This window comes from Aliiroseovarius sp., assembly GCF_030148435.1.
Lineage (GTDB): Bacteria > Pseudomonadota > Alphaproteobacteria > Rhodobacterales > Rhodobacteraceae > JASBTN01.
This window is the reverse complement of sequence record NZ_JASBTN010000081.1, coordinates 94,685-109,229: the sequence shown is the minus strand read 5'-3', so window position 1 is coordinate 109,229 and position 14,545 is coordinate 94,685. Positions and strand designations below refer to the sequence as shown.

Below are 14,545 nucleotides of genomic sequence, written 5' to 3'. Positions count from 1 at the left end.
GCCCGCCCATCACACCAGCGCCGCCCAGTCGGCGTACCAGGTTTTGAACATGGCATACTGGTTTTCGACATATGCTTTCTGGCTGTCGGACAGGGCGTCGGTCTCGTTGAAATGCAGCGTGTATTCCGCGTCGCCGTTCAGCACCATCAGGTGTTTGTAGTAGAGCACAAGGTCCGGCCCTTCGTCGAAAGAGGACAGCACTCCCAGCGCCGCGTCCAGTTGACGTGCCTTGGCGCGCGAGGTGGCGCAGCCACCGGCGGCTTTCTGGCACAGGCCCACGAGGTGCAGAACCTCGCGCGGCAGGGCGTTGCCGATCCCGGTGATCGCCCCCCCGGCCCCGCAATTCACGAACCCGTGGAATACGGTGGTGTCGACGCCGATCATCAAGGTCACATCGGGATTGCCCGAAGTAATGTTCTCGGCCGCATAGCGCAGGTCTTCGGCGCCACCGAATTCCTTGAAACCGATCAGGTTGGGATGTTCCGCGCGCAGGGCAAAGAACAGGTCGGCGCGGGTGGCAAAGCCGTAATAGGGGCTATTGTAGATGACGGCGGGCAGGTTGGGCGCCGCGGCCAGGATCGCCTTGAAGTGATGGCGCTGCGCGGTCATCGAGGGCCCGCGCGACAGGACGCGCGGGATCACCATCAGGCCCTGCGCGCCGACGTCCTGCGCATGCGCCGCATGGGCCACGGCCAAGGCAGAGTTGACCGCGCCTGTGCCCACGATGGTCGGCACTCCGGCCGCCACCAGCCGCGCCACGCCTTCCATGCGTTCGGCATCGGTCAGCAAAGGCCAATCGCCCATCGAGCCGCAATAGACCACGGCGGACATGCCGGCGGCGACCAGCTCCTGTCCCTTTTTCACCAGCGCGTCGAAATCCGGTTTGCGGTCGGCGGTGCAGGGGGTCATGAGGGCGGGGATCGTACCCGAGAAAATCGTGTTCGCAATGCGCGCGGCGCTCATGAGAGGGCTCCTTTCCAGAGACATGTACCGGGGCGGCCCGGGTGAGAATCGGTTGCTCTCCCCGTAGATGGGGTCGGTCAATCTGGTAATGTATTTTGGATCCAATATGCAATATAAAATTTACACTCTTCATTTTTCCCTTTCCTGCGGGTAACTTGGCGACAAGTGGAGGCAGCTCATGAAACTGAAATCGGTCGATATCGCGCAGACAGCATCAGCTGCGACCCTGGTGTTCGAGGCCCTGCGCAAAGCGATCATCGAGGGCGAATTGCAGGACGGTGAACCGCTTCGGCAGGATGAAATCGCCCGGCTTTTCAACACGTCGCGCATTCCCGTGCGCGAGGCGATCTCGCGGCTCGAGGAACAGGGGCTGGTGACGTCCCAGCGCTACAAGGGCGCCGTGGTGGCCGGGCTGTCGATCGAGGAGGCCACCGAAATCTTCGAGTTCCGCGCCCTGGTCGAGGGCGAGGTGATCCGCCGGGCCGTGCCGCAGATGTCTGCCGGGCTTCTGGCCGAAGCCCGCGCCTGTTGCGAGGACTTCGCCGCCTCTCCCGATCCGACGCAATGGGGTGATCTGAATCGCAGGTTCCACTGGTCGCTCTATTCCGCCTGCGCCCTGCCCTATCACCTGAGCGTCGTGGACAATGCGATGGACCGGGTGGATCGTTACCTGCGCACACAACTGGAGATGAGCGACGGGATGGAAAAGGCCAATCGCGAACACCTGGCCATCCTCGAAGCCTGCGAGGCACGCGATGCGGAACTGGCCTGCGCGCTGACCCGTGCCCATATCGAGGGTGCAAAGGCGTCGCTGCGCGCCCACCTTGCGGCACGACAGGCAGGCTGATCCGGCCTGACCGCGCACCGCTTCCCTGTTGCAGGTCGAAGCCCCAAGGCTTTAGGTTGGTCGGGACCGATTCAGGGCGCAGTGGCGCGCCCGACCGCAGGGGGCACCATGTCTGAAAGCACCGAAAAGACCTATCAGGTTCTGGCCCGCAAATACCGGCCGGAAAGCTTTGCCGACCTGGTGGGACAGGACGCCATGGTGCGCACGCTTAAGAACGCGTTCGAAAGCGACCGGATCGCTCAGGCCTTCATCATGACCGGCATTCGCGGGGTCGGCAAAACCACCACTGCGCGCATTATCGCCAAGGGCATGAACTGTATCGGAAAAGATGGCACCGGTGGCCCGACGGTCGAGCCCTGCGGCACCTGTGAACACTGCGTGGCCATCGCCGAGGGCCGCCATGTCGACGTGATGGAGATGGACGCGGCCTCGCGCACCGGGGTCGGCGACATTCGCGAGATCATCGATTCTGTGCACTACCGGGCCGCCTCCGCGCGCTTCAAGATCTACATCATCGACGAGGTCCACATGCTGTCCAAGAGCGCCTTCAACGCGCTTTTGAAGACGCTGGAGGAACCGCCGGCCCATGTGAAATTCATCTTCGCCACGACCGAGATCCGCCAGGTGCCGGTCACGGTTCTGTCGCGCTGTCAGCGCTTCGACCTGCGCCGGATCGAACCGGAGGACATGCTGGCCATGCTGAAGCACATCGCCACCGCCGAAAGGGCCGAGATCGCCGATGACGCGCTGGCTCTGATCACCCGCGCCGCCGAGGGCTCTGCCCGCGATGCGCAATCGCTGTTGGATCAGGCGATTTCCCACGGCGCAGGCGAAACCACCGCCGATCAGGTGCGTGCCATGTTGGGCCTGGCCGACCGCGGCCGGGTGCTGGACCTGTTTGACCTGGTGATGAAGGGCGACGCGGCGGGCGCCCTTGCCGAGCTGGGCGCACAGTATGCCGATGGCGCCGACCCGATGGCTGTGCTGCGCGACCTGGCCGAAGTGACCCACTGGATCAGCGTGATCAAGATCACCCCCGAGGCGGTGGACGACCCAACGGTCTCGCCCGACGAACGGATGCGCGGCAAGACCATGGCGGACGGGCTGGGCATGCGCGCGCTGACCCGGATGTGGCAGATGCTGCTGACCGCGCTCGATGAAGTCGGCCGCGCGCCCAACGCAATGATGGCAGCCGAGATGGCGGTGATCCGCCTGACCCATGTGGCCGAACTCCCCTCGCCCGAAGAACTTGCCAAACGCCTGAAGGATGCGCCCGTGCCCCCGCCCCTGCCAGGCGGCGGCGGAAGCGGCAGTCACCCCGCGCCCGGAGGGGCGACCCACACGGGCGGTACGCCGATGGGTATGGACGGCCCGCCCCGGGGTGCGCCAAGGATGCACGGCGGTGGTGGTCAGGCAGCAGCACTCGCGCAGGCCCCCGAGGTCTCTCTTGCCAGCTATGCGCGCTTTGATGACGTGGTCGACCTGATTCGCGCCTCGCGCGACGTGAAGCTGCTGGTCGAGGTGGAAGGCGGCGTGCGGCTGGCGAACTACGCCCCCGGACGGATCGAATTCACCCCCACGGCCAAGGCCCCGCGCGACCTGGCCGCGCGGCTGGCGCAGCGTCTGCACGGCTGGACCGGCGTACGCTGGGTGGTGACTCTGGTCAATGACTGCGATGTGCTCACCATTGCCGAAACCCGCGATGGCGCGCTGTTGGAATTGAAGGCCAAGGCCCAGGATCACCCGCTGGTCCAGGCGGTAATTGCCTCTTTCCCCGGCGCCAGGATCAACACGATCCGAACTCCCGACGAAATCCAGGCCGAGGCCGCCGCCGAGGCGTTGCAGGAGGTCGAGGACGAGTGGGATCCGTTCGAGGAAGAGTGATCCGAGGCCCCGCAAAAAAGACCTCCGGGCACGGTTGATCCGTTGCCCGCCCCGTCGAACCGCGCGGACGTTTAAATGTCCCAGTTGGCGTATTTGCGGTCGATGGTCTTGCGCGACACGCCAAGGCGGCGGGCGGCCTCGGCGCGATTGCCGTCACAGGCATCCAGCACATGCATGATGTGGCGTTGCGTGACCAGCTCCAGAGTCTCCAACGCCTCGGCCCCCTTGACCTGGCCAGCACCCGCGAACTCCTCGGGAAAGGCGCCCAGGATCACCGAGCGCTCGATCATGTTGCGCAGCTCGCGCACATTGCCGGGCCAGTCATAGCGGGTGATCTTCAGAAGGGTCTGCTCATCCAGTTCCAACCCCGGCAGCGCCAGGGTTTTCGCGAATTGGTCCATGAACAGCGCGGCCAGCTCAACGATATCCTCGGCGCGCTCCTTCAGAGGCGGCATCTTGATCTGCACCACATTGATCCGGTGGTAGAGATCGGCGCGGAACCTGCCCTGGGCGACCAGCGTTTCGAGGTCCGCGTTGGTCGCAAAGAAGAAACGCAGATTCAGCGGGATGTCGCGTTCGGCACCAACCGGGCGGATGCGCTGGTCTTCCAGAACACGCAACAGCGCGGCCTGCATTACCTCGGGCATCTGCGCCACTTCGTCCAGGAACAGAACACCCCCGTCTGCCAGCAGAAACAGTCCGTCCTGACTGCCGCCCTCACGCCTGTCGGTCATACCGAAGAATTCCTGCGCGCAACGGTCGCTGGCCACGGCGGCGCAGTTCACCGCGACGAAGGGTTTGTCGGCCCGGTCGGACAGGGCGTGAAGCGTGCGCGCCGCGACCTCCTTGCCGGTACCGGAGGGGCCGGTGAACAGAACCGGCGTGGGCATCGGTGCCAGCCGGCCCAGCATGTGCCGGACTTCCTCGATCGGAGGAGATTTTCCCAACAGCCGCCCCTTGGCCGGGCTGCCCTCGGCCAGCAGTTCATGGCGCAGAAGCGAGTTGTCGCGGCGCAGGATCTTTCGGTCCAGCGCCCGGGCGACCGCGTTCAGGATCTGGTTTGCGCGAAACGGTTTCAGCACGAAATCCGCCACCCCGATACGCAGCGCGTCGATGGCGGTCTCCAGGTCCGCATAGGCGGTGATCAGGATGGCGTCGGAAAAGAACCCGACCCTGCGCTGCTCGCGCAGCCAGTCCAGCCCCGTCTTGCCCGGCATCACATTGTCCAGCACCACAAGGTCGAAATGACTGCGGTCCAGGATCTCCACCGCCTCCGCCGTCGAGCCCGCCTGCTCCACCCGTTTGCAGCGCGGGGTCAGGATCTTGGTCAGGAAATGGCGCATGCCCGGTTCGTCGTCGATCACGAGGATCGAAGCTCCGGCCAGGCTTTCGCCGTATTCATCGCGCAGGGGGGCGTTGAGGGAGGCTGCCGGCATCGGCTCAGTCCAGCCGCACGGCCGCGCCCGATTGCACGTCCCGCGCCGCGAACCCCGCATTGTCCAGAATCAGATTCGCCCCCACCGCGATCACCGCGATGGCCACGAACCCTGTCAGCATGGCTTTCATTGTCTTCTCTCCGTGCAAAGGCGGTCCGACCCGATCCTAGCAGATGGGCCGGTCCGGGAAAATCACCCTGCCTACTCGGCCGGGGTCTTGGCGGCTTCGGCCTCTTTCACCTCTTCAAGCCAGATCGAGTGGTGCTGTTCCGCCCAGGCCTCATCCACTTCGCCCGAGCCCATGGCGTCAAAGGCGCCCTCCATCCCGACCGAGCCGATATAGATATGCGCCAGCACGATGGCCATCAGCACGAAAGCCAGGATGGCGTGCCAGGCCTGGGCCAGCTGCATTTCCTCTTGCGGGGCGAGCACCGTGGGGAGTTCCCCATAGCCGACCATCTGCGGCAGGCCCGCCGCATTCAGCCATTCGAAGCTCTTGGCAAAGAGCGGCAATTCGAAGGGGAACAGCAGCGACACGCCGGTCAAGGCAATGGAGCCGCCGAACAGGATCACCGACCAGAAGATGATTTTCTGCCCCGCGTTGAACTTCTTGGCAGGCGGGTGGTCATGGCCGAACAGCAGCCCGCCGCCCTTGGACAACCAGACCAGGTCGGTGCGGTTCGGAATATTGTGCACCACCCACATCACGAAGATCATCACCAGCCCTATGATGAAGGCCCATGCCACGTTGTTGTGCACCCATTTCGACCAGATCAGCAGGGCGGTGTTGACCTCCTTGCCCAGGGTTGGCGCCAGGAACAGGCGGCCGAACAGGACCAGAAGGCCCGTGACGCCCAACAGGACGAATGCCCCGGCCAACAGCCAGTGACCGAACCTTTCGATCGCCGTGAACCGGGTCACGGTGGTTCCGGCAGCCCCGTCGTCGATCTTGATGCGGCCGTGGATCACATAGAACAGGGCCAGCGCCGCCAGCGTGCCCAAGAGCAGCCAGCCGCCATACCTGCGCAGCGGTCCGTCGCGGAAGTCAAGCCAGACCATACCGCCATCCTGCACCAGTACCGCGGCAGCGGGTCCGCGTTGCTGGACCGAGATATCAGCGGTGTCATATCGCATCGCGCGCCATAGTTCGGGGTCGGACACCCCGCCAAGCGTGCCAAGCTGTCCCGTGATCGGGGCCGCGCGGGTGGGGTCGCCGGTTGCCTCGGACCGGAAACTGTCATCCACTTTCAGCCCTTCTTGCCGGGCCATGATGTCTTCCAGCGTCTGTGCCCCGCCTGTTTGGCTACGGTCGGTACTTTGCGCCTGCGCCACACCGGTCAGCGCAAGCGACAGGACAAGGGCTAGTGCCATGCGCAGCATGGTCGCCTCCTTGTATCAGAATTCCAGAAACCGGGACGGCCCCGAAAGGCCGCCCCGTCAGACGGGGGTGTCAGCCGCCCGCCTTTCTTTGATAGGCTGTGCCCCAGCCCCAGGCGCCAGCGCCGAAGCCACGCGCGACCACACGCTCGCGGTAGATCGTCGACACCTCGTCGCCGTCCCCGGCCAGAAGCGCCTTGGTCGAACACATCTCGGCACAGATCGGCAGCTTGCCTTCGGCGATACGGTTGCGCCCATATTTGGCGAACTCGGCCTGCGAGTGGTTCTCTTCCGGACCACCGGCGCAGAAGGTGCACTTGTCCATCTTGCCGCGCGAGCCGAAGTTGCCCGCCTGCGGGTACTGCGGCGCGCCGAAGGGGCACGCATAGAAGCAGTAGCCGCAGCCGATGCACAGATCCTTGGAGTGCAGAACGATGCCCTCTTCCGTCTGATAGAACACATCCACCGGACAGACCGCCATACAGGGCGCATCCGAACAATGCATGCAGGCAACCGAAATTGACCGTTCGCCCGGCGTTCCATCCTGGATCGTCACCACCCTGCGACGATTGATGCCCCAGGGCACTTCGTTCTCGTTTTTACAGGCCGTCACACAAGCGTTGCATTCGATGCAGCGCTCGGCGTCGACGAGAAACTTAGCTCTTCCCATGGTTCGTTCTCCTTACGCTGACATGATCTTGCAGAGAGTCACTTTGGTCTCCTGCATTTGCGTGACGCTGTCATAGCCATAGGTCTGGGCTGTATTGGAGCTTTCGCCCAACACGTAGGGATCGGCGCCATCGGGATACTTGTCCCTCAGATCCTTGCCCTGGAAATGCCCGCCGAAATGGAACGGCATGAAGGCAACGCCTTCGCCGACCCGTTCTGTGACCATTGCCATCACCTTGACCTTGCCGCCTTCCGGACCTTCGACCCAGACCTGATGGCCATCCCGAACACCAAGGTTGTTGGCGTCGCGCGGGTTGATCTCGACGAACATGTCCTGCTGAAGCTCGGCCAGCCAGCGGTTCGACCTGGACTCCTCGCCGCCACCTTCGTATTCCACGAGGCGCCCCGAGGTCAGGATCATCGGATACTCCTTCGAGAAGTCGTTCTTCTGGATCGAGGCATAGAGGGTCGGCAGACGGTAATCATGCCGGTCCTCATAGGTCGGGTAATCCGCCACAAGGTCGCGACGCGGCGTGTAAAGCGGCTCGCGGTGAAGCGGAATCGGATCCGGGAAGGTCCACACGACTGTCCGGGCCTTGGCATTACCGAAAGGCGCACATTCGTGCTTGATTGCCACCCGCTGGATTCCGCCCGAAAGGTCGGTTTTCCAGTTGGTCTTTGGCCCGGCCACGGCGTCGATCGCCGCGCGTTCCTCGTCGGTCAGATCGCCATCCCAACCCAGGTCCATCAGCATCTGCATCGTGAATTCCGGGTAGCCGTCCTGGATCTCGGAATTCTTCGAATAGACGCCTTCGGCCAGCAGGTTCTGGCCGTCACGTTCCACCCCGAACCGGGCGCGGAAAGTCAGGCCGCCTTCGCTGACAGGCTTGGACATGTCATAGAGGTTCGGCGTGCCGGGGTGGCCCATCTCGGGCGTGCCCCAACAGGGCCAGGGCAAACCGTAATACTCGCCATCCGCCGGCCCGCCATTGGCGCGCAGCGTAGTGCGATCGAAGGTGTGCTGGTTGGCCATGTGCAGCTTCAGACGCTCGGGGCTCTGACCGGTATAGCCGATGGTCCACAGACCGCGATTGAACTCGCGGGTGATGCTTTCCACGTTCGGCGTGACCTCGTCCTCCATCTCGATGTTGCGGAACAGGCGGTCGGCAAAACCGAACTTGTTCGCGAACCGTGCGATGATCTCGTGGTCGGTCCGGGCCTCGAACAGCGGCGCCACGACCCGGTCACGCCACTGGAACGACCGGTTCGATGCCGTGACCGAGCCACGGGTTTCGTACTGCGTCGCCGCCGGCAGCAGATAGACGCCGTCGGTGCGGTCATGCAGCACCGCCGAGACAGTCGGATACGGGTCGACCACGACCAGCATGTCCAGCTTCTCCATCGCCGTCTTCATTTCCGGGCCGCGGGTCTGCGAGTTGGGCGCATGGCCCCACAGAACCATGGCGCGCACCGCGTCTGGCTGATCGGTGTTTTCCGGATCTTCCAGAACACCGTCGATCCAGCGGCTGACGGGAATGCCCTTCAGGTTCTGAAGCGACTTCTCCTTGCCATCGGCGCCGGTGACTTTCTGGAACTGACCGGCAAGCCAATCGGCATCCTCTTCCCAGACACGGGCCCAATGGGCCCAAGCGCCCTTGGACAGGCCGTAATACCCCGGCAACGTGTGCGACAGGACGCCCAGGTCGGTCGCGCCCTGCACGTTGTCATGGCCACGGAAGATGTTCGTGCCACCGCCCGAGGTGCCCATGTTGCCCAGCGCGAGTTGCAGGATGCAGTAGGCGCGGGTGTTGTTGTTACCGTTGGTGTGCTGGGTGCCGCCCATGCACCAGATCACGGTGCCGGGACGGTTGTTGGCCAGCGTATGGGCCACGCGGCGCAGTTGCTCGCCGGGGGCTCCGGTGACACGTTCGACCTCTTCCGGGGTCCATTTGTCGACCTCGGTCCTGATCTGATCCATGCCCCAGACTCGGGTGCGGATGAACTCCTTGTCCTCCCAGCCGTTGTCAAAGATATGCCACAGGATGCCCCAGACCAGAGCCACGTCCGAACCGGGACGGAAGCGCACATATTCGTCCGCATGCGCCGCCGTGCGGGTAAAGCGCGGGTCGCAGACGATCAGCGGCGCGTTGTTTTCTTCCTTGGCTTTCAGAACATGCAAAAGCGACACCGGGTGCGCCTCGGCAGGGTTGCCGCCGATGATGAAGATCGCCCGGCTGTTGTGGATGTCGTTGTAGCTGTTGGTCATGGCGCCGTAGCCCCATGTGTTCGCCACACCCGCCACCGTGGTCGAGTGACAGATCCGTGCCTGGTGATCCACGTTGTTCGTGCCCCAATAGGCGGCGAACTTGCGGAACAGGTAGGCCTGTTCGTTCGAATGTTTCGCCGAGCCCAGCCAATAGACGCTGTCGGGCCCGCTTTCCTCGCGGATCTTCATCATGCCGTCGCCGATCTCGTCGATCGCCTGTTCCCAGCTGATGCGTTTCCACTCGCCACCATCTTTCTTCATCGGGTATTTCAGGCGGCGTTCGTTATGGGCGTGTTCACGCACCGAGGCACCCTTGGCGCAGTGCGCTCCCAGGTTGAACGGGCTGTCGTAACCGGGCTCCTGCCCGATCCAGACACCGTCCTCGACTTCGGCCAGGACAGTACAGCCGACCGAACAATGGGTGCAGACCGATTTCACGGTCTCGATGGCGCCCTCGGCGGCGGTCGCCGCAGAGGCCTGCGACACGGTTCCGCCCGTGGCACTGATTGCGGCAAGGCCGCCAATGGCCAGGCCGCTGCCACGCAGGAACGCGCGGCGGTCGACGGATTTCTCCGCGACATCTGACAGGATACTTGTCCGCTGGGGGCGTCTCGCAACCCCGTTGGTCTTTTTCCTCAGCATGTTAACCTCCCTTGCTGCCCGTTTCGGGCTGGCTGGGGTTGAAGAATGCCATCTGCTGTCGGGCCTATCGCAACCGGTCGCATCTGGCGTGAAAACGGCGCCTCAGAACCTGGCGCTGTCGAAATAGGCGCGGGTCTGCGCCGTATCCTGCAAACGGGTCGATTGCAGGTCGGGCTCAGACGCTTCCGCGGCCTGCCCGCTGGCCGTCACGGCAACAGCCGCCACGGGGGCGCCGGTTGCGGCCAGTTTCAGAAAGTCGCGGCGGCTGGTTTCTGCCTTGTCTTTCTTGGTCATGAGAGTTCCTCCTCTCGTTGAGGGCGGTTGCCCGCCCGGAAATGCGGATCACTCCGCGCTCATCCGGAAGCCTTCGGCCTCGATCTCCATGAACACCCGGCCAACCTGGCCGACGGCGGCGTAGAAGACCGAATTCTTGGCGGCTTCCAAATCGGTGAAGAAATGCCCGGCCCAGGGGCCGATATGCGTATTGAAGAAGTTTTTCTGATCGGCCACGTCCTGCGCCTGACCGAACCGGCCGACGATCATCGCGCCCATCATTTCCATCAGCGACGCGATATTGTCCTCGGGCTCATAGGCATTCTCGGCCCGGGTCAGCCCGCGCGCGGCCATGTCCCGGCGCAACTGCGCCAGAGGTTTCTCGTTCAGGAACCCGGTCAGGTAGTAGCTGGCATAGGGCAGAAGCTCGCCCCGCCCGAGACCGATGAAGAGCTTGTTGAACTCGCTTTCCACCCCGGCAGGCTTGGTCAATCTGGCAATCCTGACCAATGCGTTGATGGCGGTGCCCAGCGGCGTGTCATCGCCCGACAGACCAGCGGTCATGGTCAGGGTACCCTCGTCCGGCGGACCGGCCAGAAGCAGCCCCAGGAAATTGTAGAGATCCGCGCGCAGGCGGTCTTCTTCCACGATGGTGATGTCTTCGGCGGCACTCATCTGGGTCTCCTCGCTCATGTGGCCTCCTGATCGAAGGCAAAGCGCATGCGGCGCTGGGTCTGGGGGATGGGTTCGGGTTCTTCGGGCAGGGGCGCCGTTTCGACCACGGTCAGAACAGGGGGCTCGGGCGCAGGTGGCGGTGAACCGTCGGGGGGAGTGCCGGGGGGAGTGTCGGGCTGGTCGTCCGGCAGGCCCGCGTCTTCGGCCTCCTCGGTGGCCTGACGGGCCAGATCGAGCACGTGTTTCGTCATGCCCTTGCCGACCTGGTAGGCGGTCTGCATGTTCTCGACGACGAAAGACGCGTCGTTGAAATCCTCGCCGTAGTCGATCAACCCATCGACATTGGCCAGCACCGGGTTCACCCGCCACAACCGGCGCAACGCGCGGGTCCGGATACGGGCGGGCACGGCGTCTTGCAGGAAGGCCTTGAAGTCGTCCCCCTCACCCAGGCTGTCCGGGTCCGGCAGGTTCAGCTCAGCCAGGATGTCCTCGTCCGAGCGCTCTGCCAGTGCCGCCTCGTGTTCGGCGCGCTGGGCCGCCTCGTCCCGACGTTCCTCCTCGCGCATCTCGGCTTCAACCGCCGCTTTCCGCCGTGCCCAAAAATCGAGCCCCCCTTGGTCGCGATGCCGGGCGGAAAACCGGTTCCCACTTTTCCTGGCATCGCTCATCCCAGCCGCTCCTTCTTGGCCTGCACGGGCGAGCGATAGACATCCGCCATCTGCGCAATGCGTGCGTCACCGACGCCGTCCTCGACAAGGCTCACATCCTTGCGGTCGCGCTTGCGTTTCTTGAAAGCTTCCTCGTGGTGATGGGCCGCGACGAAATCCTCGACCCAAGCCAGCACCGGAGCGGGCATCGGGATCTTCTCGATGATCTCCTCGCCGCTGTCGGCATAGTCCTGCGCCTCGTAGGGCGAGACCGTGGCCAGCACGACCTCCAGGGGATGCTCCCCGTCGCATTCCCGCAGGATCACATAGATCGAGGGCACCTGCGCCATCAGCCCGTGCACGTAACCCTCTGTGTCCGCGCCATGCAGCTCTATCACCGGTGTGGCGGCGTGGAAATCCGTCAACCCGCCTTCCTCGCGCAGCACCCGCCAGGAGGCATCCGTCGCCCCGGGCAGCGCATCGATGGCTGACCACGACCAGGCCGCCCATCGGGTCACACCCGGCCGACGGCGCAGCACGATACCGACTGGCATCGCGTCATACCTGTTGGGGTCGCGAATTTCGATCTGACTGTCCTCCCTGAGCCGAGCTTGCCAAAGCGCGACCTCGTGCAGAAAGGGGTTTGGACTGCCCTGGCGGCATTCCGGACAAAATGTCGACACCTCTTTTCGCGCCGAAGGCCACAGGGACCATTTGTCTATCCCGATATTTTTCATCGGGTTCAATTGCCGCGCCGATGCGGGCGAATCACCTTCCCCGGCGCGGCCGGTTTCGCCCGGGTCTTCGCAGGGAAAACCGGTTGAGACACGATTCGAATCATGTCTAGTTGGATCAGGTTCCGGCCCCGAAATGGGCCAAAATCCATGCGGAAAACCGGAGGGGAAAACCTTGGATAAATCATTGATTCTATGTGATTGCTCTGGATCCATGACCCTGGATGCAGAGGCGCTTTCGCAGGCCACCGGCCTGAGCTGCTCCAAGGTGCATTCGGCGCTCTGCACCACGCAGATCGACGCTGCCGCCACCGCGATCGGGGGGGGCAATGCGATTTTTTGTTGCGGCCAGGAGAGCCGCCTTTTCGAAGCCCTTGCCGCCGAGATCGGCGCCCCTGCGCCCCCGGTTCTGGACCTGCGCGATCGGGCCGGATGGTCCGCCGATCCGGCCCCGAAACTGCCCAAATTGGCCGCCCTGGTCGCGGAGGCGACCCTGCCCGCCCCCATCGAGAAGGCCCTGGACGTGACATCCGAAGGTCTCTGCCTGGTAATCGGCGCGGGCGATGTGGCCCTGTCCGCGGCGGAGGCGTTGAAGGATTACCTGGGCGTCACGGTCCTGCTGACGGATGATGTCGAGCCGCCAGTGACCCGCGACTTCGACGTGATCCGCGGGCGGTTGCGCAAGGCCACCGGGGCGTTCGGCGGCTTTGGCGTGACCATCGACGCGCTGTCGCAGCTGGATCCGACCGGACGCGGCACCCCCGGCCTGACCGCCCCGCGTGACGGCGGGCGCTCGGACTGCGACATTATCCTGGACCTGAGTGGCAATACCCCGCTCTTTCCCTCGCCCGAGAAACGCGAAGGCTACCTGCGCGCCGATCCGCGCAGCCCGCAGGCGGTGGCCGGCGCGGTTCTGGCCGCCTCGCACATGGTCGGCACGTTCGAGAAAACCCTCTTCGTCAAGACCGAGCCGATGCTCTGCGCCCATTCCCGCGCCGGCCAGCCGGGCTGTTCACGCTGTCTGGACGCCTGCCCCACCGGCGCGATCCAGCCCGATGGCGACAACATCATCGTGGACCCGATGATCTGCGCGGGCTGCGGGGCCTGTTCGTCGCTCTGCCCTTCGGGGGCGATCAGCTATGACGCCCCGCCGGTGGACCTGACCCTGCGCCGGGTCCAGACCCTCGCCAGCGCCTATCACAAGGCAGGCGGCAGTGCCCCACGCCTGCTGGTGGTCAATGCCCACGGGGCCGAGATGGTTCGCCTGTCCGCCCGCTTCGGACGTGGCCTGCCCGCCGATGTGGTGCCGCTGGAAATGTCCGCCACCGGCGCGTTCGGGCATGCCGAAATACTGGCCGCTGTGGCGGCGGGGTTTGCTGATGTCTCGCTCCTGATGGCGCCGGGCGTCGACCGGCAGGTGGCGGAAGGCGAAGCGACCCTGGCTCGTGCCATCGGAGCCACGGTCACGCTGATCGACACCGCCGATCCGGACGCCCTGTCGGACGTGCTTTATGACAGTGACACGCCCACGCCCCTCGCCACGCCGGTGCGCCCCGTGGGCACCCGTCGGCAAGTGACGCGCCAGGCCGCGCGCGCCCTGCACCCTGACGCCCCCACCCTGCCGCTGCCAGAGGGCGCGCCCTACGGCGGCGTATTGGTCGATACCGACGCCTGCACGCTCTGCCTGTCCTGCGTGTCCCTGTGTCCTTCCGGCGCGCTTGGCGACAACCCGGACCTGCCGCAGCTGAGGTTCCAGGAGGATGCCTGCCTGCAATGCGGCATCTGCGCGGCAACCTGCCCCGAGAAGGCGATCACCCTGACGCCCCGGCTGACCCTGGCCGACAGCGCCCTGGATCAACAGGTGCTGAACGAGGAAGAACCCTTCGCCTGTATCGAATGCGGCGCGCTCTTTGGCGTGAGGTCCACCATCGAGAAGATTACCGAGAAACTCGCGGGCAATCACGCCATGTACGCCAACCCCGAGGCCGCGCGGATGATCCAGATGTGTGACAATTGCCGCGTGAACGCGCAGTATCACGCAAAGGACAACCCTTTCGCGGGCGGAGATCGCCCGCGCCCGCGCACCACCGAGGACTACCTGTCCAAACGGCGCGACCACTGAACGGAGAGAC

Annotated in this window: 13 protein-coding genes; 3 read left to right on the top strand and 10 right to left on the bottom strand. The window is 64.5% G+C overall.

Annotated features, from left to right (window positions below):
- Positions 1-9: 9 nt before the first annotated feature.
- Positions 10-948, bottom strand: a complete 939-nt coding sequence (locus tag Q1V43_RS15300) for a dihydrodipicolinate synthase family protein (RefSeq protein ID WP_300520123.1) — start codon at positions 946-948, stop codon at positions 10-12.
- 193 nt (positions 949-1,141) lie between these two features.
- On the opposite strand from Q1V43_RS15300, the gene Q1V43_RS15295 reads away from it, so the two are divergent.
- Both Q1V43_RS15295 and Q1V43_RS15290 read left to right on the top strand, forming a co-directional pair.
- Positions 1,142-1,810 carry a GntR family transcriptional regulator gene (locus tag Q1V43_RS15295; protein ID WP_300519855.1) on the top strand — a complete coding sequence of 223 codons (669 nt, stop codon included), beginning with the start codon at positions 1,142-1,144 and terminating at the stop codon, positions 1,808-1,810.
- A gap of 108 nt (positions 1,811-1,918) precedes the next feature.
- On the top strand, positions 1,919-3,694 hold the full coding sequence (locus Q1V43_RS15290) for a DNA polymerase III subunit gamma/tau (RefSeq protein ID WP_300519853.1): 1,776 nt from the start codon (positions 1,919-1,921) through the stop codon (positions 3,692-3,694).
- Between the two features lie 71 nt (positions 3,695-3,765).
- Here the strand turns inward: Q1V43_RS15290 and Q1V43_RS15285 are convergent, their stop codons facing one another.
- From Q1V43_RS15285 to Q1V43_RS15245, 9 genes are all read right to left on the bottom strand, one after another.
- A complete protein-coding gene (locus tag Q1V43_RS15285) occupies positions 3,766-5,130 on the bottom strand; it encodes a sigma-54 dependent transcriptional regulator (protein ID WP_300519851.1) in 1,365 nt (454 codons plus the stop codon).
- Between the two features lie 4 nt (positions 5,131-5,134).
- The gene (locus Q1V43_RS15280) at positions 5,135-5,260 is read right to left on the bottom strand and encodes a hypothetical protein (protein ID WP_300519848.1); all 126 of its coding nucleotides are present in this window, start codon (positions 5,258-5,260) and stop codon (positions 5,135-5,137) included.
- A 71-nt stretch (positions 5,261-5,331) separates the two neighbouring features.
- Entirely contained in the window at positions 5,332-6,510 is a 1,179-nt protein-coding gene (locus tag Q1V43_RS15275; RefSeq protein WP_300519846.1) for a formate dehydrogenase subunit gamma, read from the bottom strand.
- A 70-nt stretch (positions 6,511-6,580) separates the two neighbouring features.
- The gene (fdh3B, locus tag Q1V43_RS15270; RefSeq protein ID WP_300519843.1) at positions 6,581-7,177 is read right to left on the bottom strand and encodes a formate dehydrogenase FDH3 subunit beta; all 597 of its coding nucleotides are present in this window, start codon (positions 7,175-7,177) and stop codon (positions 6,581-6,583) included.
- A gap of 12 nt (positions 7,178-7,189) precedes the next feature.
- On the bottom strand, positions 7,190-10,084 hold the full coding sequence (locus Q1V43_RS15265; RefSeq protein WP_300519840.1) for a formate dehydrogenase subunit alpha: 2,895 nt from the start codon (positions 10,082-10,084) through the stop codon (positions 7,190-7,192).
- 102 nt (positions 10,085-10,186) lie between these two features.
- On the bottom strand, positions 10,187-10,378 hold the full coding sequence (locus Q1V43_RS15260) for a twin-arginine translocation signal domain-containing protein (RefSeq protein WP_300519837.1): 192 nt from the start codon (positions 10,376-10,378) through the stop codon (positions 10,187-10,189).
- Between the two features lie 48 nt (positions 10,379-10,426).
- Entirely contained in the window at positions 10,427-11,050 is a 624-nt protein-coding gene (locus tag Q1V43_RS15255) for a molecular chaperone TorD family protein (protein WP_300519834.1), read from the bottom strand.
- Positions 11,047-11,700, bottom strand: a complete 654-nt coding sequence (locus Q1V43_RS15250; RefSeq protein WP_300519831.1) for a DUF3306 domain-containing protein — start codon at positions 11,698-11,700, stop codon at positions 11,047-11,049. The genes Q1V43_RS15255 and Q1V43_RS15250 overlap by 4 nt, the downstream gene beginning before the upstream one ends.
- Positions 11,697-12,233 carry a DUF3305 domain-containing protein gene (locus tag Q1V43_RS15245; protein ID WP_300519829.1) on the bottom strand — a complete coding sequence of 179 codons (537 nt, stop codon included), beginning with the start codon at positions 12,231-12,233 and terminating at the stop codon, positions 11,697-11,699. The genes Q1V43_RS15250 and Q1V43_RS15245 overlap by 4 nt, the downstream gene beginning before the upstream one ends.
- Before the next feature lie 394 nt (positions 12,234-12,627).
- On the opposite strand from Q1V43_RS15245, the gene Q1V43_RS15240 reads away from it, so the two are divergent.
- Positions 12,628-14,535, top strand: a complete 1,908-nt coding sequence (locus Q1V43_RS15240) for a 4Fe-4S binding protein (protein WP_300519826.1) — start codon at positions 12,628-12,630, stop codon at positions 14,533-14,535.
- The last annotated feature ends 10 nt before the right edge of the window (positions 14,536-14,545 follow it).